We start from the raw sequence: 21566 nt of genomic DNA, 5'->3' as shown, positions 1-21566 counted from the left end.
CTGATCTCAGGCGGCGGCCGTCAGCGGGCGGATGCACGCCACGGCACGCCCCTGGCCGCTCGGCATGAGGGCCGGATCGTCCTCTCGGCAGGCTGGAACGGCGCGCGGGCAGCGACCGGCAAAGCGACAGCCGGGCGGCAGGTCGATGGGGCTCGGGATTTCACCCTGCAAGGGCTGGGCGATGGGGGCGAAGAAGCGTGGCTGGGCGTTTAAGAGCGCCTGCGTATAGGGATGGGCGGGCCTCTCCAGGATGGCGCGCGTGGGGCCGGTCTCGACGATGCGGCCCAGATACATGACGGCGATCTGGTCGCAAAGAAAGCTCGCCACTCCCAGATCGTGGGTGATGAAGATCAAGGTCAGGCCCATCCGCCGCTGCAGCTCAACCAGCAAGTTCAAGAGCTGGGCCTGGGTCGAGACATCGAGGCCGGAGACGGCCTCGTCGGCTACGATGGTGAGCGGCTCGCTGGCCAAGGCGCGCGCGATCGCGACGCGCCGGACCTGACCGCCCGAGAGCTGGCTCGGATAGCGCTTCAGGGTGGCGGCCGGCAGGCCCACCTGATCCAGCAACTCCAAAACGCGGTCGCGCACCGCCGGCCCGGCGCGCAGTTTATGATGCCGGATCGGCTCGGCGATGAGATCTAGGACCGGCAGGCGCGGATTGAGCGAGCCTCGGGCGTCCTGGTAGACCATCGCGACCTCGCGCTGGAAGGCAGCGCGGCGCTCTCCTTTGAGCTGTGTCACGTCCTGGCCGCCATAAAGGGCCCGCCCGTCGGTTGGCGATGTCAGGCCCATCAGGACGCGGAGCAAGGTCGATTTGCCCGAGCCACTCTCGCCCACCAGGGCCACGCTGTCGCCGCGCGCCACGGTGAGGCGCACGCCATCCAGCGCACGCAGCCGGCGCTTGGGACCCGGCCGGAACGCAGCACCGCCGCCCCTCAACTCATAGCTCTTCTCGACGTCCAAAAGTTCGAACAACAAGGCGGTCATCCTGGATGCCAGCAGGCGATCTGATGCGCCTCTGTGCCCTGCAAAGGCGGCTTTTCCGCGGTACAGCGTTCGCTGGCTCGCGGGCAGCGGGGCGCGAACCGACAGCCGGAGGGCATCCGGTCCAAGGAGGGGGCGGCACCTGGTGGCGGTTCGAGGGCTGCGGTATCGAGTTCGATGACGCAGGATTTAAGCGCCTGCGTATAAGGATGGCGCGAGCGGCCCAGGACCACCTCGGCCAGCCCAGCCTCCATCACCTGGCCCGCATAGAGGACGACGATCCGCTCGCAGGCCTGCGAGGCCAAGGCCAGATCGTGGAGGACGAAGATGCAGCTGGCACCCTGCATTCGTACGCGATCCTGGATCAGGCGGACGATCTGCGCCTGGATCGTGACGTCCAAAGCGCTCGTGGGCTCATCGGCGATCAAGAGATCGGGCTCGCAGGCCAGCGCGATGCCGATCATGACCCGTTGCTGCATGCCGCCCGAGAGCTCGTGCGGGTAGGCCTTGAGTCGGGCCTTGGCGTCGTTGATGCCGACGCTCTCCAGAAGTGCCAATGCGCGCTCGGTCGCCTGCCTGCTGCTCAGGCCCAAGAGCCGGCGGAGCGGAAAGGCCAGATGGTGACCGATGGTAAAGCAGGGATCGAGTGCCGCACCGGCATCCTGGAAGATCATGCCGAGCCTGCGGCCGCGCAATCCGTTCCAGGCCCGTGCGTTCAGGCTGACCAGATCCTGCCCGTCAAAGCGGGCCCGCCCGGCCATCTTCACGCCCTGGCTTTGAAGCAGACCCATGAGCGCCAGGCCGATGGTGGACTTGCCGGCACCCGATTCGCCCACCAGCGCCAGGTTCTGGCCTTTCGGCAGGGTAAAGCTCAGTCCGTCCAGCACCGAGCGGTTCTGGCGCCAGAGCGAGAAGTCCTCGAGCTCGACCAAAGGCCGGCTCGTTGCTTGCACCGCGCTGCTGCTCATCTGAAGCGACATGGGCTGCTCCTAGTGACCGGCGCGCTGCTTGGGGTCCATCTGCTCGCGGATCCCGTCGCCGACGATCGCAAGAGCGATCAGGAGGATGGCGAGCGCAGCGCCCGGCACGCCCGACATCCAGGGCGCGAAACTGACAAAGCCCCGGCCTTCCGCGATCATCAGACCCCAGTCCGGCGTCGGCGGCACGATGCCGATGCCGATGAAGGACAGGCTGGAGGAGACCAGGATGGCCTCGCTGATCCGGATCGTCGCCTGGACCACCAGCGGAAAGAAGACGTTGGGGAGAATGTGTCGCCGGACGATGGCCAGCTTGCCGATGCCCATCAGGCCCGCTGCCTCAACGAAGGGCAAAGCGCGCACCTGCAGGACGTCGGCGCGCACCGTTCGGGCAAAAGGGCCGATCAGGGCCAGGCCCACCGCCAGGATCACCTTGTCGACCCCCTGGCCTAGGATCGCGATGAAGGCGATCGCCATCACCAGCGAGGGAAGGGCCAAGATCGCATCCACGATCCGCATCAAGAACCATTCGGTCCGCCCGCCAGCAAGACCGGCCATCAGGCCGACGGCCAGCCCGCCCAGGGCTCCCAGGAGTACCGAGCAGATGCCGGTCAGGAAGGCATAGCGGGCACCGGCCATGGCGCGCGAGAGCAGGTCCTGCCCATAGGAGTCGGTCCCCAGCCAATGCGTCGAACTGGGCGGCGACATGGGCGCCTCCATGTCCTGGAAGGTGGGATCGAATGGTGTGACGGCCGTCCCCAGCAGGGCGATGGCCAAAAAGGCCAGCGTGACCAGCAGTGCCAGGATGAAGAAGGGGCGGTGGCGGATATAGCTGCCGAGCCCGGCCCACCAGGCCGGACGGCGCGCAATTTTGTCGACGAGCAGGGTTTCGCTCATGGCTAGCGCGGCTTCAGGCGGGGATCGAGCCAGGGATAGGCGAGGTCGACCAGAAGATTGACGAAGATGAAGAGGCAGCCAGTCATCATGACACCCGCCTGGACGACCAGATATTCGCGGTTCAGCACCGCGTTGGTGATCATCTGCCCGACCCCCGGCAGGGAGAAGACGGTCTCTGTGAGCACGGCACCCTGAAGGAGGGCACCCAGCTGCAGGCCCAAAACGGTGACCAGCGGCATGAGTACGTTGCGCATGCCATGCAGCCAGATGACCCGCCTTTCACTCTCGCCCCTTGCCCTGGCAGCCGCCACATAGGGTTGCTGGAGCGCCTCGATCAGGTTGGCGCGCACCAGCCGGACGATCATCGCCATGAAATAGGTGCTGAGCGTGAGCGCCGGCAGGGTCATGTGATAGACGCCATCCAGGAAATCCTGCCAGGGCGCCACGAACCCCATGGTTGGAAAGAGCCCGAAATGGACGCCGAAGATCCAGATCAGGAGGATGCCCAGATAGAAGCTCGGAAAGGCCGTGCCGGTCAGCGACAGGGCGGCGGTTCCGGCATCCAGGATCGTGTCCTGGCGGGCAGCCGATAGCACGCCAAGGGGCACGCCGATCAGGATCGCCAGGAACAATGCGGAGGCAGCCAGCGTCAAGGTGACCGGCAGGGCCTCCACGAAGGCATATTGGAAGATCGGCGTGCGGCCCACATAGGAGCGCCCCCAGTCGCCGGTGATAAAACCCCAGAGCCAATGGCCGTATTGGACGACCAAAGACTGATCCAGGCCCATCTCATGGGTCAGGGAGGCGTAGGCTTCCTGCGAATATTCGGAGCCCAGCGCCATCTGAACCGGATCGCCCGGCGCCAGCTTTAAAAGGGTGAAGCTGACGATCGAGACCATGAGGAGAATGAAGATCGTCTGGGCCAACTTGCGACCGACGAAGAGGAGCATCAGGCAACGCTTACCGTGTGCAGATTGAAGAGATCGGCCGGGATATATTGGAAGCCCTGCACCCGTTTGGAGATGATCTTGAAGGCCGGCATGTGCGAGATGATGGCGATCGGCGCCTCGTCCATGAGCGCATCCTCGGCCGTCTCGTAGAGCTTGCGCCTCGTCTCGACGTCGAGCACGACCTGGGCCTCTTCGACCGACTTATCGAAGGTGGCATTGCTCCAGCCCGGATAATTCCAGTCCTCGCCCGAATGGAATTCCGGATAGAGCGTCTCGTCCGGATCGAGATCGCCCACCCAGTTGAGGTCGAACATGTCGAAATCGCCGGCATTGCGCCTGGCCACCCAGGCGGCCCGCTCCATCAGTTCGAGCTTGGGCTTGATGCCGATCTTCTCGAGCATCGGCAGCACGGTCTGCGCCACCCGCGTCCCATAGGGACCCTGCTCGCTCATGATGAAGACGGGCTCAATCACGTCCTGGTTCTTGGCAGCCGCGCGATGCTTCTTGGCCCGTTCCGGATCGAAGAACTGGCCACGTCCGGTCTTGGCGATGTCCTTGTTGAAGAAACCCGTCATCGGCGGCGAGATCGGCGAGTAGGCAATTTCGCCAATGCCGAAAAAGGCCTGCTTGATGATGGCCTCACGATCGATGGCGAAGGCAACGGCTCGGCGCAGTTCGACATCGTCGAAGGGCGCCCGGCGCACATTCATCGCCACGAAGGAGTAATTGCCCTCGGGCTCGCCATAGACGGTGAGGTTGGGGTTGGCGCGCAACGCCTTGACGAACTGCAGCGGGCTCTCGTTCATCCCGTCGACCTGGCCGGCCATCAAGGCCGCCACCGCCGAGGAGGCCTCGTTCATGATCTTGATCGTCACGCGATCGAGCTTGGGCAGGCCCTCCTCGAAATAATCTGGATTGCGTTCCAGCTCGATCGAATCGTTCTCACGCCAGCTGACGAAACGAAAGGGGCCGGTGCCTACCGGATTGCGGCCGAAATCCTTGCCGTATTTTTCAACCGCAGCGCGCGAGACGATGGTGCCGGCTCGCCCGGTGCTCCCTGTCAGGGCCACCGGCAGGAAGGCGTAGGGGGTAGCGAAGCTCAACTTCACCGTAAGCGGATCGATAATTTCGATCTTTTGGAGTTTGCTTAGTTTCCAGGCGTGCGGCGAGGTGGGCTTGCCGCTGGCCACGCGCTCCAGGCTCCATTTGATGGCCTCGGCATCGCAGGCCGTGCCGTCATGGAAATGGACATTCGGCCTGATCTTGAAGATGTGGGTCTTGTCGTCCGGCATGTCCCAGCTTTCGGCCAGGTCCGGCACGAAGCTGACCTTCTGCCCATCATAGGTAATCTTCAAAAGACCATTGAAGATATTGTTGTGCACCATGATGGCGCCGAGAAAACCGGTGAAATGCGGGTCGAGCGTGTCGATATATTCGATGAAAGCCAGGTTGATATGCCCGGGTTCGGCTGCTCGAACGGGCTGCGGGCCGAAAGCCGGGACCGCCAAAGCAGCGGCACCTAGGCCGGCGCCGCGCAGCAGGCCCCGTCTGGCAAAGCGCCGATCGAGCATCTTTGCCAGGACATTCCTGTGATCGATTTCCCCCACCGCACGCTCTCCAAGGCAATTGGTTGCCAGGAATCAGGCAGGATCTATGCCAAGCGCACCCCCCTGGTCGGCCGACACCATCCTTGTCGGATTTATTCAAGTGGAACGACTGGTTCATTCTAGGCCCCATGGCGGCTCTCAGCCTAAGACTAGGGTCCAGGTACCCATGGCGTGCTTTTCGGCCATGGCCGGCTTTGAGGGTAAACGTTCGATGACGCGCTATTCGGCTCTCTCGCTGCTCAAGAACGCGTTCTCGCATCACGAGGCGTGGGCCCCCGCCTGGCGCAAGGCCGAGCCCAGGGACAGCTACGATGTCGTGATCATCGGTGGCGGCGGCCATGGTCTGGCTACGGCCTATTATCTGGCCAAAGTGCACGGCATCACCAATGTCGCCGTTCTGGAGCGGGGGCCGATCGGCCTTGGCAATACCGGGCGCAACACCACGATCGTGCGATCCAACTATCTCTGGGACGAGAGTGCCGCCCTCTACGAAAAGGCGCTCTCGCTCTGGGAGGGCCTTTCGCAGGACCTCAACTACAACACGATGTTCTCCCAGCGCGGAGTCCTCAATCTCGCCCATAATCACGGTGATGTCCTCGAGGCGCAAAGGCGGGTGCACGCGCTTCGGCTGAATGGCATCGACAGCGAATATCTGAGCCGGGACGAGGTGAAGGCATTTTGCCCCATCATCGATATCAGGCCGGACGTCCGCTATCCGGTCTGGGGCGGCACCCTGCAAAGGCGGGGCGGCTCAGCCAGGCACGATGCGGTGGCCTGGGGCTTCGCGCGCGCCGCCTCCGAGCGCGGCGTCGACATCTGCGAGCGTTGCGAGGTGCAGGGCATCCGTCGCGAGGGCGGCAAGGTGGTCGGCGTCGAGACCAGCAAGGGCTATATCAAGGCCGGCAAGGTGGGCATCGTCACCGCCGGTCATTCGGGGGTCGTGGCGGCCATGGCCGACATCCGCCTGCCGGTCGAGAGCCATCCCTTGCAGGCTTTGGTCTCGGAGCCGGTGAAGCCCATCATCGACTGCGTCGTCATGTCGAACGCAGTCCATGTCTATGTGAGCCAGTCCGACAAAGGCGAACTCGTCATCGGTGCCGGCGTCGACGCCTATACTTCCTACGCCCAGCGCGGGTCCTTCCACGTGATCGAGCACCAGATGGGCGCGCTCCTGGAGCTGTTTCCGATCTTCAGTCGCATGCGCATGCTGCGCCAGTGGGGCGGCATCGTCGACGTGACGCCGGATGCGAGCCCGATCATCGGCAAGACGCCGGTCGACAATCTCTTCATCAATTGCGGCTGGGGCACGGGCGGCTTCAAAGCGACGCCGGGCTCGGGCTGGGTCTTTGCCCATACGCTGGCGACCGGCCAGCCACATGCGATCAACGCGCCCTTCGCCCTCTCACGCTTCGAGACCGGCAAGCTCATCGACGAGCATGGCGCCGCGGCCGTGGCGCACTGAGGGTCCGCCCGGTCTGGCGGTTGGAACAATGAATCCGGGGGTCCTGCGACCCCAGGTTAGTCCAGGGCCGCACCCTGGTCTTCTCGGAGACGATCGATGCTTTTGATCACTTGCCCCTGGTGCGGGCCGCGCGACGAGATCGAGTTCACCTGCGGTGGCGAGGCGCATCGCGCGCGGCCCCAGGATCCGGCGGCCACGGACGACGCCGCTTTTGCCGACTTTCTCTTCATGCGCACCAACCCCAAGGGGCTGCAGCGCGAGCGCTGGTGCCACAGCCAGGGCTGCCGGCGCTGGTTCAACCTTGAGCGCAGCACGATCACCCACGAGATCACCCGCATCTACAAGATGGGTGAACAGCCCGAGGCCTCAGCCGACGCCACGAGCCCGGCGCGCCAGGGAGGCCAGCCATGAAGCAGCCATTCCGCACCGCCCAGGGTGGCCGCATCGATCGTAGCCGGCCCGTCTTCTTCACCTTCAATGGTCGCCAGTATGCGGGCCACGCCGGCGACACCCTGGCCTCCGCTCTTCTGGCCAACGGCGTCCATCTGGTCGGGCGAAGCTTCAAATATCACCGGCCCCGCGGCATTCTCTCGGCCGGTTGCGAGGAGCCCTCGGCCCTGGTCCAACTGGAAAAAGGCGGCCTGACCGAGCCCAACATGCGGGCACCGGTGGTCGAGCTCTACGACGACCTCGCGGCGACCAGCCAGAATGCCTGGCCTTCGGTCGAGCACGACATTGGCGCGGTCAACGGCCTTCTCTCGAAGCTCTTCGTCGCCGGCTTCTACTATAAGACCTTCATGAGCCCGAAGAGCTTCTGGATGAAGGTCTACGAGCCCTTCATTCGGAGAGCGGCCGGCCTCGGCAAGGCGCCGACTGAAGGAGATCTCGACATTTATGACAAGATGCACGCGCATTGCGACGTGCTTGTCGTCGGTGGCGGCCCGGCCGGCCTTGCGGCAGCACGCGCGGCGGCTGCCAGCGGCGCGCGGGTTATCCTGATCGACGAGCAGAACGAACTGGGCGGTGCCCTCCTCTCGGCCGATGAGCTGATCGACGGCAACCCGGCCCTGGATTGGGTCGCCGGCATCCAGGCAGAGCTCCTGGCCAATCCCGAAGTGCGAATCCTGACCCGCACGACGGTCACGGGCTATTACGATCATAATTATCTGATCGCCGCCCAGCGTCGCACCGACCATCTGCCCCGCCGCGCGGCCGGCAAGACGGCCCGCCAGCGTCTTTGGAAGATCAGGGCGGCGCGCGTCGTTCTGGCGACCGGCGCGCATGAACGTCCCCTGGTCTTCGCCGACAATGACCGGCCGGGAGTCATGCTGGCGGCCGCCGCCCGGACCTATGCCAACCGCTACGGGGCCCTGGTCGGCAAGAAGGTCGTCGTCTTCACCAACAATGACAGTGCCTACGAAGCGGCTTTCGATCTCAAGATCGCCGGTGCCGCCATCCCGGCCATCGTCGACCTCCGGCCCGAGGCAGGCCAGGGCCTGCTCGAGCGTGCGCGCAATCTGGGCATTCCTGTCATCGCGCAGGGGGCCATCGTCGGCGTCAAGGGGACCAAGCGGGTGGCCGGCGCCTTGGTGATGCGCCTGGCCGAGGCTGGCGAGGCCTTCGCCGACACGCAGCCGGCCGAGCTGGAATGCGACGCGATCGCCATGTCGGGCGGCTGGAGTCCTGCCGTCCACCTCTTCTCGCAGAGCCAGGGTAAACTGCGCTTCGACGACGCCAAAGCCTGTTTCGTGCCCGACGTCGCCGCCCAGCATCAGGCCTCGGTCGGCGCTTGCAATGGCAGCTTCGAGCTTGGCGCATGCCTGGCCGAGGGGCTCGATGCCGGCGCGGCTGCAGCCGAGGCTGCTGGCTTTCCCGCGACGGCGAAGCTTGTGGCGCCCGTTGCGCAAAGTCGCGCCTTCGGGACCATCAAGCAGACCTGGGTCGTGCCCTCGCTGCGGCCCGTGGGCCACGGCAAGGCCAAGCATTTCATCGACTTCCAAAACGACGTCACGGCCGCCGACGTCGCTCTTGCCCATCGCGAGGGCTACAAGCACGTGGAGCATTTAAAACGCTACACGACGATGGGCATGGCGACCGACCAGGGCAAGACATCCAACGTCAACGCGCTGGGCTATCTCTCGACCATGCTCGGGACGTCGATTCCCGAAATCGGCACGACCACTTTCAGGGCACCCTACACGCCGGTCACATTCGGCACCCTTGCCGGCCGCGATGTCGGGCATCTGGCCGATCCGGAGCGCCACACGCCGATCCATGCCTGGCATGTGGCCAGAGGGGCCTTGTTCGAGGATGTCGGCCAGTGGAAGCGGGCCTGGTATTATCCCAGGCCCGGCGAGACCATGGAGGCAGCCGTCAGCCGCGAGTGCCGTGCCGTGCGCGAGTCGGTGGGCGTGCTCGATGCCAGCACGCTCGGCAAGATCGACGTCCAGGGACAGGATGCCGTCACGTTCCTCAACCTTCTCTACACGAGCGCCTTCTCCAAGCTCGAGATCGGCAAGGCGCGTTACGCCCTCCTATGCAAGGAGGACGGCATGGTCATGGATGACGGCATCGTGGCAAGGGTCGGGCCTTCCCGATTCTACCTCACGACCACGACCGGCGGGGCCGCCAAGGTCCTGGACTGGATGGAGGATTATCTCCAGACGGAGTGGCCCCATCTCAAGGTCTATCTCACCTCCATCACGGAGCAATGGACCGTCGCACAGGTGGCCGGTCCCAAGGCGCGGGCGGTTCTCGAGAAACTGACCGACACCAAGCTCGACAAGGAGAGCTTCCCTTTCATGGCGGTGAAGGATGCGACCGTGGCCGGCCTGAAGGCGCGCATCTTCCGTGTCAGCTTTACAGGCGAGCTCAGCTTCGAGGTGGCCGTCCCCGCCCATCAGGGCAAACAACTCTGGGAGGCGATCTTCGCCGCGGGCGACGAATTCGGCATCACGCCGTTCGGTACCGAGGCCATGCACGTCCTGCGGGCGGAGAAAGGCTTCATCATCGTCGGCCAGGAGACGGACGCCACCGTGACGCCGCAGGATCTGGGCATGGGCGGCATGGTTTCCAGGCTGAAACCGGACTTCGTCGGCAAGCGTGCCTATACCCGCGCCGATACCGCACGTGTCGACAGGAAGCAGTTGGTGGGCCTGCTCACGGACGAGCCGCAGACGGTCCTGCCCGAAGGCGCGCAACTGGTCGAGGTCAGCGACGATCCGGCCCTCACCAAGGGTGGAACCTCGCCTCTGCCGGCGCCAGTGCCGATGATCGGCCACGTCACCTCCAGCTATTGGAGCCCGACGCTCGGTCGCTCGATCGCGCTGGCTCTCGTCAAGGGCGGCTCTGCACGCCACGGCCAGGTCATCATGGCGCCGCTCACAACGGGCGCCGTGCGCTGCACGATCACGGGTCCGGTCTTCTATGATGCCGAGGGCAAGCGAGCCAATGGTTGAGGCATTGCCGCCCAATGCCGGCAGGAACCGGAGGTTCCAGCATCTTCCTGGCCCTGGACGGGGCCTGGTTTCTCATCGGGGACGATCTCATGTCTGAACTCGATCGGGCTGCCTGCACGGTACCCTTGGGTCTGTCGGCGAAAGCCTTCGCGGAGGCCGCAGGGACCCGCCTAGCCCTTGCGGAACTGGTGCCGCCTGGCGCCCTCAATCTCCGTGGTGATCTCGCCGATCATGGTTTCGTTAGCAAGGCATGCGCCGTGCTCGGTTGCGAGCTGCCGCGTGCCCCCAACAGCGTGCAATCGGCAGGCGAATTGACCGTCCTTTGGCTTGGACCGGACGAATGGCTCGTCTTGACGGCACCCGGCGGTGAGATTTCGCTTGCCGAGCGGCTGGAGGAAGCTCTCCTTGAAACGCACGTCGCCGTCACCGATGTCTCCGGTAACCGCGCGCATCTCCGTCTGAAGGGGGCCGCCGCACGTGAGGTCCTGGCGAAGGGCTGCCCGCTGGATCTGCACCCGAGGATGTTCAAGCCCGGCAGTTGTGCGCAGACCGTGCTTGCGCGGACCTCGATGCTTTTGCATCTTCTGGACGACGCGCCGACCTTCGACCTCTTTCCGCGCCGCTCCTTCGCGCCTTATGTCGTGGCCTGGCTCGTAGATGCCATGCGCGATCATGAGGGTGTTTTCCTCAACGCCGCCTGATCACGAGGATCGGCCCCGAGCATGACCTTTGGCGTCTTCGACATCTTTAAGATCGGTATCGGCCCTTCCAGCTCGCACACGGTAGGGCCGATGAAGGCGGCGATGGCCTTTGTTCGCCGGCTGGAAGAGCGCGCCGTGCTGGGCGATGTCGCCCGCGTCAAAGTCGAACTCTTCGGCTCGCTGGCGCTGACCGGTCTCGGCCATGGCACCGATCGTGCCATCCTCCTCGGCCTCATGGGAGAGGCGCCGGATCTGGTCGATCCGGATTCGGTGGACTGTAAGGTCGCGGCCGTGCACGAGAGGAATTCTATCGCTCTCTTGGGCAGCCGCCTCATTCCCTTCGAGCGGCCGGACCTCGATTTCCGCATGTCCGAGACACTGCCGGGCCATCCCAACGGCATGCGTTTCTTCGCCTATGCCCAGGATGGCGGCATCATCGACGAGCGGATCTATTATTCGGTGGGCGGCGGCTTCGTCCTCGCCGAGGAGGAGTTGCACGGCAACGCGCCAGCGCCCGAACAGGCGCCGTTGCCGTTTGATTTCCACACCGGCAACGAGTTGGTCGCCATGGCCGAGGCGAACGGTCTTTCGATCGCCGCACTGATGCGCGCCAACGAGCGCACGCGTCATGACGACACAGCGATCAATGCCGGGCTCGACAGGATCTGGACGACGATGGAGGCATGCGTCGCCCACGGGCTTGTCACCGACGGCATCCTGCCGGGCGGGCTCAAGGTCAAACGTCGTGCAGCGGCCCTCCATCGCGAGCTCAAGGCCAAGGCCGAGATGAGCTTTCGCGATGCGCTGGCGGTCATGGACTGGATCAGCCTCTATGCGATCGCCGTCAACGAGGAGAATGCCGCTGGCGGCCGTGTCGTCACGGCGCCGACCAACGGTGCTGCCGGCATCGTTCCGGCCGTCCTTCATTATTACGATCGCTTCTGCCATGGGGCGACGCGCGACGGGGTGCGCGACTTCCTCCTGACCGCCGCCGCTATCGGTACGCTCTATAAGCGCAATGCCTCCATCAGCGGGGCGGAGGTTGGCTGCCAGGGCGAGGTGGGCGTGGCCTGCTCGATGGCGGCGGCCGGCCTGGCAGCTGCCTGGGGGGCGACGCCTAGCCAGATAGAGAACGCGGCCGAGATCGGCATGGAGCATAATCTCGGGCTGACCTGCGATCCCATTGGCGGCCTCGTCCAGATCCCCTGTATCGAGCGGAACGCTATTGGTGCCACCAAGGCGATCAATGCCGCGCGCCTGGCCATTCGTGGCGACGGCACGCATTTCGTCTCGCTCGACAAGGTGATCAAGACGATGCGCGAGACGGGCGCGGACATGGCATCGAAATACAAAGAGACTTCGTTGGGCGGACTGGCAGTCAACGTCGTCGAGTGTTAGCCGCGGGACCAGGGCAGCGCTCGATTTCGCCCGCTGTCAGGATGTTTTAGAAGAAATCGAAAGTCCCTCTGACCCACATGAGGGCGAGTCGCTGTCGCAATTCGAAGCCTTGCCGTCGCGGGGCGGACAGTCGTGTAGCAGCAGTTTTTGTTGATTGAAGCAGTTCATAGAAAGACCAGGACGGACATGGCCGCCTTCGACGCTCTGCTCAAGCCGCTGACAATCAAGGGTCTCACGCTGCGAAACCGCGTGATGAGCACGAGCCATGCGCCTTCCTATGGCTCGGACGGGAAGCCCAAGGAGCGCTATCAGCTCTACCACGCCGAAAAAGCCAAAGGCGGCATCGGTCTGACCATGTTCGGTGGTTCCTCCTCGGTCGCCGTCGACAGCCCGGCCACGCCCTGGAATCAGATTTCCGTCGCCGATGACAGCGTCATCCCCTATTTCAAGGAATTCGCCGACCGGGTGCACGGCTATGGCGGCGCCTTGATGATCCAGCTCACCCACATGGGCCGGCGCACCAAGTGGGACCTGGAGAACTGGCTGCCGACCGTGGCCCCCAGCCCCAAGCGGGAGCCGGCGCATAAATCCGTGCCCAAGGCCATGGAGAGCGAGGATTTCGTCCGGATCACCAAGGCCTTCGCGGCGGCGGCAAGGCGATGCAAGGCAGGCGGGCTGGATGGCTTCGAGGTGTCTTGCGCGCATGGTCATCTCATCGACCAGTTCTGGAGCCCGTCGGTCAATGAGCGGACCGACGCCTACGGCGGCAGCCTCGAGAACCGGATGCGCTTTGGCATCGAGGTCTTCGAGGCGATTCGTGCCGAGGTCGGCCAGGACTATGTCGTCGGCATGCGCATGTCGGGCGACGAGCTCCTTGAAAACGGCCTGACGAACGAAGACTGCATTGCCATCGCCAAGGCCTATAGCGAGCGCGGCCTCATCGATTTCGTCAACGTCATAGGCGGCCAGGCCAGGGACCATCTGGCCCACGCCATCTCCTTGCCAAACATGGCTTTTCCGGTGGCCCCGTTCCTGCATCTGGCCTCCGGCATCAAGCGCGAGGTCGGCGTGCCGGTCTTTCACGCCCAGCGGGTCACCGACATCGCGACGGCGGCCCGCGCGGTCGAGGAGGGTCATACCGACATGGTCGCCATGACCCGCGCCCACATTGCCGACCCCTATCTGGTGAGCAAGCTCATGGAAGGCCGGGTCGACGATATTCGCCAATGCGTCGGCGCCGGCTACTGCATCGATCGCATCTATGAGGGCAAGGATGCGCTTTGCATCCAGAACGCCGCCACCGGGCGCGAGTCGCGAATGCCCCATGTTCACACTCCCTCGCCGAAAAAGCGCAAGGTCGTGGTCGTCGGCGGCGGGCCGGGCGGCCTCGAGGCCGCCCGCGTGGCGGTCGAGCGGGGACACGAGGTGGTGCTCTTCGAGGCCAAGGCGCAACTGGGCGGGCAGATCAACGTCGCCGCCAAGGCCGGCTGGCGCGAGGCCATCTCGGGCGTGGCCCGCTGGCTTGGCCAGCAGGTCGAGAAGAAGGGCGTCGATATCCGCCTGAATACGAAGGCGACGGCCGCCCTGATCGAGGCTGAAATGCCCGAGATCGTCGTCATTGCGACGGGCGGGCTGCCCAACGACGGCGATTTCAAGGGCAAGGATCTCGTCACCACCACCTGGGACATTCTGGAGGGCAGGGTCGATCCCGCCGAGACGGTGCTGCTGTTCGACCGGATGGGACAGCATAATGGAGCCTCGACCGCCGAATTTCTGGCAAGGCGTGGCGCCATGGTCGAGCTGGCGACGCAGGACCAGATGATCGGCGAGGATATCGGCGGCACCAACCGGCCGGTCCATCTGCGCGAGCTCTACAAGCTTGGCGTCATGCTGACGCCCAATCACGACCTGGTCGAGGTCTATCCAGAGGGCAATAAGCGCATCGTCGTCCTGCGCAACGACTATACGCTCGAGGAGGAGGAGCGGGTCGTGGACCAGATCGTGGTCGAACTGGGCACGCTGCCGGTCGACCAGCTCTATTTCGACTTGAAGGCGCGCTCGCTTAACAAAGGCGAGCTCGATCTCGACGCCTTCACGGAGGGTCGCATCCAGCCCAAGCTGCCGAACGGTGCCGGCGGCTTCGCCCTGTTTAGGATCGGTGATGCGGTGGCCGGGCGCAACGTGCATGCGGCCATCTATGATGCCGCCCGGCTGATGAAGGATATCTGACGCCGATGCTGGCCGGGCTTGCCCCACTCATCGTCCTTGCGTGCCTCCTGAGCGGCCTCGTCGCCGCCGCCTGGCAGACGCGCCGGTGGCTGCAGGGCGCCCCGGCTCGTGTGGCGCGCCTTCAGGGCCTGATCGCCATGCCCGGGCGCTATCTCGTCGACGTCCACCAGGTCGTGGCAAGGCGGCCGCGCAATGCCCGCTTCCATGCCCTGGCGGCGGGCGGCCTGCTGGCCTCCCTGGCGCTCTGGTGCGTCCTCGCGGTGCCGCCCTTGCGTTACCGGCCGCTCTGGGGCGTCCTGGCACTGGTCTTGGCGCTCATGCTCATGGGCGCGATCAGCGTCTGGCGGCGCCGCCAAGTCGATCGGCCGGTCGAGCTTTCCGGCGGGGGCTTTGATCGGCTGCCGCTGGCCCTCCTTCTCTATGCTGGGGGTTTTCTCGTCCTTGCCCTGGCCGAGCTCTTTACCGGCCCCGCGGCGACCCTCTTCTCCTCGCTGGGGCTGATCGTCGGTACGTTCGGGCTCGCCGGCATCATTTCCTTGGCGATCGGCGGTCCACTCAAGCACGCCATCAACGGCATGCTGCATCTGGCCTTTCATCCGAGACCAGCACGCTTTGTTGGCGGCAAGCGAGATACGGGTCTTGTGCCTCTGGACCTCGCCTCGGCGAGACTCGGAGTCGAACGACCCGTCGATTTTGCCTGGAACCGACTGCTGGGCTTCGATGCCTGCGTTCAATGCGGCCGCTGCGAGCAGGTCTGCCCGGCCTATGCCGCGGAACAGCCACTCAATCCCAAGAAGTTCATCCAGGATCTCGCCATGGCACTGGCGCCTGGCGCCAGTGACGATGCCTATGCAGGGCACGGTCATCCTGGCCAGGCCCTGGGCAGCGCCCATGGCGGCCCAGGGGAGCCTCTGATCGGCGCCATGATCAGCGACGCTACGCTCTGGTCCTGCACGACCTGCCGCGCCTGCGTGCATGAATGCCCGATGATGATCGAGCATGTCGATGCCATGGTCGATCTTCGTCGCTTCCAGACGCTGGAACTGGCGGCCCTGCCCGGCAAGGCGGCCCTGGTCCTGGAGGATCTCCGCCTGACCGATACGCTCTCCGGTCGCGGACCGGGAGCAAGGCTGGACTGGGCAGTCGATCTCCGGATACCGCTCATGCGCGAGGTCATGGAGGCACCGGTTCTCCTCTGGCTGGGCGAGGCCGCGTTCGATCTGCGCGCGCAACGGACCCTGCGCGCGCTTGTGCGGCTGCTTCGCCAGGCAGGTGTCGTATTCGCGACGCTCGGCCCCGAGGAGCTGGATTGCGGCGATACGGCAAGGCGGCTTGGCGATGAGGCGACCTTCCAGGACCTGGCAGGACGGAACATCGCCACTCTTAGCCGTTATCGCTTCGATCGCATCGTCACCGCCGATCCGCACAGCCTGCACGTGCTGAAAAACGAGTATCCTGCTTTCGGGGGCGGCTATGAGGTCGTTCATCACACGACCTTTCTGGCGGGTCTGATCGAGCGCGGCGTTTTCGGTCCGCTCTCGCCGGATGGGCGCAAGGTGACCTACCACGATCCCTGCTATCTCGGGCGCTACAATGGCGAGACGGCAGCGCCGCGCGCCCTTCTGGACGCGCTGGGCCTGGAGCGGGTCGAGATGGAGCGCTCGGGATTGCGCTCGCAATGTTGCGGTGGCGGTGGCGGTGCCACGCTCACCGACATCCCGGGCAAGCGTCGCATTCCCGACATTCGCATGGCGCAGGCGACAGAGACCGGTGCCGCCGTCATTGCCGTCGCCTGCCCTACCTGCACCGTCATGCTGGAGGGGGTGACGGGCAAGCGGCCGGAAGTTCTGGATGTGGCGGAGCTCCTCTGGCAGGCCGTCGAGCGTGGCGGCATCGCCGCTGCCAGATCCGGCATGCCCGCATGAGCCGGCCACGCCTCGACCCGCGCGCCCTGCGCCTGGCACGTCAGGTCGAAGGCGGCGGAAAACGGCCACGCTTCGCCTTGAAGGCTGACCCGCCAGCTCTGCATAGCCGTCGGCGAGATCCACGCCTTTTGCGCATGCGGGCCCTGGTGCCGGGCGCGCGGCGGCCACGCTACGACTGGAAGCGCGATGCTGCGTCCGGCGCCCCGTCGGCGGTGCCCGCTGTGGACCCGGTGCCGGCAAATGAGCCGATCCGGGTCGAATCTCCGGCATTCTGGGTGCTCGCGGTTCTGGACCAATCGACGGGTGCATTGGACGAGACCGACCTGCAGCTTCTCTCCGTAGCGCGGCGGCTCGCCGGCGATGAGGGTGGTGTCGTCGCCTTGGCCTTGGCTGATCCGGTCCTAGCCACTGCCGGGGCGGACCGGCTTGCTGTCTGGCCGGCCTCGGCCGTCGATCCAGCGGCGGCCGAGGCCCGGGCTGCCACGGTCCAAGCGTTGGTCGAGAGCGTTAAGCCACGCCATGTGCTTTGCAGCGACGATCCCGTGGCGGGCGGCGACATCGCCCGCCGCCTTGCCGCCAAAGCGGGCCTCCGGCTCGTGTCGGCCGTCAACTCGCTGACGGCCGATGGCCGTATCGGCCGGCGCGCAGGTGACGAGACCTGGTTGCAGCCAGCGCCCGCCCTCATGACGATCATGCCCGGCAGCTTCGCCGCCGACGAACAGGCGCTCCGCGAGGCGAGGCCGCTCGAACTGCCGCCCATCGCCTTCGAGGCGGCCCGTCTTGCCAACATCGGGCTTCTCCCGGTCGATCCCGAATCCCTGCCGCTGGACGAGACGGACTTCATCGCCTCCGCCGGCAACGGCGTTACCGATTTTGCGGCCTTCGCCGAGGCGGCAGCGGCACTGGGCGCGACCCGGGCCGGCAGCCGAGTCGTCTGCGACGCAGGGCTCTTGCCGCGTGACAGGCAGGTGGGTGCTTCCGGTACCGTGGTCACGGCACGCTGCTACCTGGCACTCGGCATCGCCGGCGCTCCGCAGCACCTCCAGGGTATTACCGGCGTGCGCCATGTCATTGCCGTCAATACCGACCTGCATGCCGAGATGATCAAGCGTGCCGATCTCTCGATCATCGCCGATGCCCAGGCGGTCATGCCGGCATTGGCTCGCCTTGCCCGCCAGCGGCAGGAGAAACCATGACCGGCCTTGCCATCGTCGTGCTCCTTTCGCTTGGCCGCCATCCGGCGACCGGCAGGCCGCGCCGCAATCCGGACGACGCCCGAGCACTCGCGACGGCGCTGGCCCTGGCGGCAACGCGGTCCGGCAGCCGCGTGCTGGCGGTGCATGCGGGCGATCCGAGGGCGCCAGTACTCCGCGATTATCTGGGCCAGGGACTGGACGAACTCACCGTCCTCGATATGCCGTCAGGCAGTGATCCGCTACCATCCTTGCGTGAGCATCTGGTCGCCCTATCACCGGACCTGCTCCTGACCGGCCAGAGGGCGGAGAATGGCGAGGCCAGCGGGCTTTTGCCCTATCTGCTGGCCGAGGCGCTGGGCATGACGCTGGTGCCGGGCGTGGTCGGCCTGGACCTCCAAGGAGACCAGGGCCGCTTCACCCAGGCATTGCCGCGCGGACGCCGACGTCAGATTGAGGCCCGGTTGCCGCTTGCAGCTACGATCCCGGCCGGTACCGCTGGCCTGCCCCTACCCTCGTTCGCGGCCGCACGGCGAGGCCGCATTGTCTCCCTGCCCGCCCTTGCATCACCCGATCCGCATCTGGTGGCCATCGAGCGCCAGCCCTGGCGCCAACTGCCACGACCGCAGCCCCGGCGCCTCAAGGGCAGCGCCATCGACAGGCTGAAGAGCATGACGGGCGGGGGCGAGGCCAAAGGTCGGCTGCTCGTCGATCCCGATCCCGAGACCGCGGCCGCCCAGATTCTTGATCGACTTGGCGAAATCGGCCTGATTCGTGCTAGTCATCAATCCGTCACTTCAAGAGACACTGACGGACGAACGGAACGCTGAGCGGGTGCTGCGGCGCGCAGCCATTTTTTTTAAAGATCGAGAAGGCGACATCACATGCGGGCTACACTGCCGAACGACGCGAATGCTCCAGCCCGGGTCGATCCGGCAGACCGGGCAGCGCCGCGCGCCACTGACCCGAACCGCCGGCCGATCAGCGAGGACATCCGCCTCGAAGCTAAAAACGTCTTCAAGGTATTTGCCCAGGACCCAAGGCCGGCGCTGGCCATGCTCAAGAACGGTCGGCGCAAGGACGAGATCTATAACGAGACAGGTGCCGTAGTCGGCGTCGACGATGCCAGCTTCGCCGTCCGGACCGGCGAGATTTTCGTCATCATGGGCCTTTCGGGCTCGGGCAAGTCGACGTTGGTGCGCCTTCTCAACCGGCTGATCGAGCCTTCGGCCGGGCAGGTGCTGCTGGGTGGCCAGGATCTCGTCCGGATGAGCCGCAAGGAACTTATCGACGTGCGCCGGCGCGAGATGAGCATGGTCTTCCAGTCCTTCGCCCTCCTTCCGCACCTCTCAGCCCTCGACAATGCAGCGTTCGGCCTGACCCTGTCGGGCAGCCCCTTGCGCAAGCGCCGCGAGGCCGCCCGGGCTGCGCTCGCCAAGGTCGGCCTCGAGCAATATGCCGAGCGTCATCCGCATGAGATGTCGGGCGGCATGCAGCAGCGTGTGGGCCTGGCGAGAGCGCTGGCCAAGAACCCCTCGATCATGTTCATGGACGAGGCATTTTCGGCACTCGATCCCCTGATCCGCACCGAGATGCAGGACGAACTGATCCGCCTGCAAAAGGAGCAGCAGCGGACGATCATCTTCATCAGCCACGATCTCGACGAGGCCATGCGCATCGGCGATCGCATCGCCATCATGGAAGGCGGCCGAATCGTTCAGGTGGGAACACCCTACGACATCCTCCTCAATCCCTATGACGATTATGTCGCCTCCTTCTTCAAGAACGTCGACCTTGCCAAGGTACTGCGTGCCTGCGACGTCGTCCGCGCCGAAGGATTACCAATCGCATCGGCTGAAAACACCGACAGCCCGGTCGTACTTCTTCGCCAGCTCGACGTCGCTGCGAGCAACGTCCTTTACGTGGTCGACGCGGAGGGCCGCTATCGAGGCACCCTTGGACGCGAGGCCGTAAGCGAGGCTGTGCGTCTCAACCGACAGAACCTGAACGACCTTGCGGGCCTTGATGTCAGCCCCATCGCCGGTCATAGCCGGCTGAGCGATATCATGCGCGACGTGGCCCGCGCACCTTGCCCCGTGCCGATTGTCGATCAGAGCGGCGGTTTCCTCGGCGCTCTGTCGCGCAGCCAATTGCTCAACGTGCTCCACAAGGATTGAGTTCGCGAGTCGATGACGGGCCTCGCCGTTACCTTCATCCTGCCCGACGGTCGGGAGCAGACGCTCGAGGCAGAGGCAGGGCGCTCTCTCATGGAGATTGGCCGGGATGCCGATCTCATCGAGGGAACCTGTGGGGGCGCCTGCGCTTGCGCCACATGTCATGTCGTCGTCTCGGATCCCTGGTTCGACCTTCTGCCGCCTTCGGCGCCCGAAGAGGACGAGATGCTGGATATCGTCCCGGGTATCGAGGAGACCTCCCGCCTTGGCTGCCAGATCCGTCTCCGGCCGGAACTCGACGGCATGCGCGTAAGCCTAAAACCGGCCTGAGGGCCGATCCGGCTGGCGCGGCGTTGGCCGCCTAGTCGAGTTCCATGCCGGCAACGGCCAGGATTGCCGCCAGCGCTGCCTTCATCCCACGCAGATGCTGGGTCGGCTCGATGTCGATCCATTCATCCAGCGTGTGGGCACCTCCGCCGCTGCCGCCGGCACTGAGCATCATGGCCGGTATGCCGACGCTCATGGCACTGTTGGCATCGGTGATGGCGGGCCTGAGTTCGGGCTCGAACCCCTGGCTTCGCAAGGCCGCTTTCGCATGCTGGACGATCTCCGCTCCCTCGTCCGTCCGGCCGCCCGGAATATCCTCGACGAGGTCGAGCTCGAAGACGAGCGTTTCGTCCTCCCCCGGACGCGCCAGCGTCTCGGCCGCGATCGCCTCTCGCACGATAGCCTTGAAGGTCTCGTCCATGCGATCGAGTTCCTGGGCGTCCGGCGCCCGGATCTCGAAATCCGCCCAGACAATCTCGGGTATCGCATTGGTAGCCGTGCCACCGCCGATCCGACCCACATTGAGGCTGCCCTTGGGTTCCAGAGCCACCGGCATCGAGGCAAAATCGGCAATGATGCGGCCAAGCGCGAAGGCCGGATTGGGCGCGCCGAAGCGACCATAGGCGTGGCCCCCTGCACCCCGCAGAGTCAGGCGGTAGCTGCGCGCGCCGACGCCCTGGATCGTCAGCTGTCCGGGATCAGCGCCGTCCAGCGTGACGAAGGCACCGATTCGCTGCGCGTAGTGCCCCTCGCTGACAAGATAGCGCGAGCCACGAAGATCGGTCTCCTCGCCCACATTACCGACAAAGACGATGTCGCTGCGCGTCCTGATCCCGGCTTGATCCATGGCGCGGAGGAGAGCCAGCTGCATGGCGAGGCTGCGCGTATCGTCGCCGATGCCAGGTGCGAGCAGTCGCGTGCCCTCTTGGCGGACCTTGATCTCCGTTTCCGCCGGAAAGACCGTGTCCAGATGCGCCGCCAGCATGAAGACGGCGCCGTTGCCCGTCCCCCGGCGCCGTCCCAGGACATTGCCCATGACATCCTGTTCGACGTCCTCAAGTCCGTGCGCTCTGAGCTTCGCCTCGAATGCCGCCGCCCGTTTTGCCTCCTGGCGCGAAGGTGCGGGGATCTCGGTCAGTTCGATGATGTCGGCTACCGTCTGCTCATGCTCTGCCGCCAGCGTTGTCACCGCGCGTGCGAAAGCCGGGCTCGCCACGATCCTGTCCATAAGGCTGTCACTGCCGCCCGCATGCGTCATGGCGATATCCGTTGCTTGCCAAACCT

The 21566-nt window shown here is 65.2% G+C and carries 17 protein-coding genes; 11 read left to right on the top strand and 6 right to left on the bottom strand.

The genetic code is table 11. From position 1 onward, the window contains the following. Positions 1-6 precede the first annotated feature (6 nt). From CFB17_RS10675 to CFB17_RS10655, 5 genes are read right to left on the bottom strand one after another with little or no spacing between them, the layout of a single operon-like run. Positions 7-987 (bottom strand): ABC transporter ATP-binding protein, encoded by a 981-nt coding sequence (locus tag CFB17_RS10675; protein ID WP_088561516.1) that lies wholly within the window; start codon positions 985-987, stop codon positions 7-9. Then, positions 984-1964, bottom strand: a complete 981-nt coding sequence (locus tag CFB17_RS10670) for an ABC transporter ATP-binding protein (protein ID WP_207762015.1) — start codon at positions 1962-1964, stop codon at positions 984-986. Before CFB17_RS10670 ends, CFB17_RS10675 begins: the two co-directional genes overlap by 4 nt. A gap of 9 nt (positions 1965-1973) precedes the next feature. Beyond that, positions 1974-2858: an ABC transporter permease gene (locus CFB17_RS10665; protein WP_088561515.1), complete on the bottom strand. Its 885-nt coding sequence runs from the start codon at positions 2856-2858 to the stop codon at positions 1974-1976. 2 nt (positions 2859-2860) lie between these two features. Continuing rightward, on the bottom strand, positions 2861-3808 hold the full coding sequence (locus CFB17_RS10660) for an ABC transporter permease (protein WP_088561514.1): 948 nt from the start codon (positions 3806-3808) through the stop codon (positions 2861-2863). Beyond that, entirely contained in the window at positions 3808-5415 is a 1608-nt protein-coding gene (locus CFB17_RS10655; RefSeq protein WP_088561513.1) for an ABC transporter substrate-binding protein, read from the bottom strand. Before CFB17_RS10655 ends, CFB17_RS10660 begins: the two co-directional genes overlap by 1 nt. Positions 5416-5626: 211 nt before the next feature. Here CFB17_RS10655 and CFB17_RS10650 point away from each other — a divergent pair, with 211 nt between their 5' ends. From CFB17_RS10650 to CFB17_RS10600, 11 genes are all read left to right on the top strand, one after another. Beyond that, the gene (locus tag CFB17_RS10650) at positions 5627-6877 is read left to right on the top strand and encodes a sarcosine oxidase subunit beta family protein (RefSeq protein WP_088561577.1); all 1251 of its coding nucleotides are present in this window, start codon (positions 5627-5629) and stop codon (positions 6875-6877) included. Positions 6878-6973: 96 nt separating this feature from the next. Continuing rightward, on the top strand, positions 6974-7288 hold the full coding sequence (locus CFB17_RS10645; protein ID WP_088561512.1) for a sarcosine oxidase subunit delta: 315 nt from the start codon (positions 6974-6976) through the stop codon (positions 7286-7288). Then, complete coding sequence (locus CFB17_RS10640; RefSeq protein WP_088561511.1) at positions 7285-10335, top strand: sarcosine oxidase subunit alpha family protein; 3051 nt, start codon at positions 7285-7287, stop codon at positions 10333-10335. The genes CFB17_RS10645 and CFB17_RS10640 overlap by 4 nt, the downstream gene beginning before the upstream one ends. 89 nt (positions 10336-10424) lie before the next feature. Beyond that, complete coding sequence (locus CFB17_RS10635; protein ID WP_165769552.1) at positions 10425-11036, top strand: sarcosine oxidase subunit gamma; 612 nt, start codon at positions 10425-10427, stop codon at positions 11034-11036. Positions 11037-11057: 21 nt separating this feature from the next. Then, a complete protein-coding gene (locus CFB17_RS10630) occupies positions 11058-12434 on the top strand; it encodes an L-serine ammonia-lyase (protein WP_088561509.1) in 1377 nt (458 codons plus the stop codon). Between the two features lie 186 nt (positions 12435-12620). Further along, entirely contained in the window at positions 12621-14663 is a 2043-nt protein-coding gene (locus CFB17_RS10625; RefSeq protein ID WP_088561508.1) for an oxidoreductase, read from the top strand. A gap of 5 nt (positions 14664-14668) precedes the next feature. Next, entirely contained in the window at positions 14669-16588 is a 1920-nt protein-coding gene (locus CFB17_RS10620) for a DUF3483 domain-containing protein (protein ID WP_088561507.1), read from the top strand. Continuing rightward, positions 16585-17784: an electron transfer flavoprotein subunit alpha/FixB family protein gene (locus CFB17_RS10615; RefSeq protein ID WP_088561506.1), complete on the top strand. Its 1200-nt coding sequence runs from the start codon at positions 16585-16587 to the stop codon at positions 17782-17784. The genes CFB17_RS10620 and CFB17_RS10615 overlap by 4 nt, the downstream gene beginning before the upstream one ends. Continuing rightward, positions 17781-18611 carry an electron transfer flavoprotein subunit beta gene (locus CFB17_RS10610; RefSeq protein ID WP_088561505.1) on the top strand — a complete coding sequence of 277 codons (831 nt, stop codon included), beginning with the start codon at positions 17781-17783 and terminating at the stop codon, positions 18609-18611. Before CFB17_RS10615 ends, CFB17_RS10610 begins: the two co-directional genes overlap by 4 nt. 54 nt (positions 18612-18665) lie before the next feature. Beyond that, positions 18666-19958: a quaternary amine ABC transporter ATP-binding protein gene (locus CFB17_RS10605; protein WP_088561504.1), complete on the top strand. Its 1293-nt coding sequence runs from the start codon at positions 18666-18668 to the stop codon at positions 19956-19958. A 12-nt stretch (positions 19959-19970) separates the two neighbouring features. Then, a complete protein-coding gene (locus CFB17_RS10600) occupies positions 19971-20285 on the top strand; it encodes a 2Fe-2S iron-sulfur cluster-binding protein (protein ID WP_088561503.1) in 315 nt (104 codons plus the stop codon). Between the two features lie 31 nt (positions 20286-20316). Here CFB17_RS10600 and CFB17_RS10595 read toward each other — a convergent pair whose 3' ends face one another. Continuing rightward, on the bottom strand, positions 20317-21540 hold the full coding sequence (locus CFB17_RS10595; protein ID WP_207762014.1) for a M20/M25/M40 family metallo-hydrolase: 1224 nt from the start codon (positions 21538-21540) through the stop codon (positions 20317-20319). Positions 21541-21566 lie beyond the last annotated feature (26 nt).

Source organism: Arboricoccus pini, assembly GCF_900187945.1.
GTDB classification, from domain to species: Bacteria; Pseudomonadota; Alphaproteobacteria; order Geminicoccales; family Geminicoccaceae; genus Arboricoccus; species Arboricoccus pini.
The sequence above is the reverse complement of the archived record's forward strand: the minus strand, read 5'-3'. Positions and strand labels throughout refer to the sequence as shown.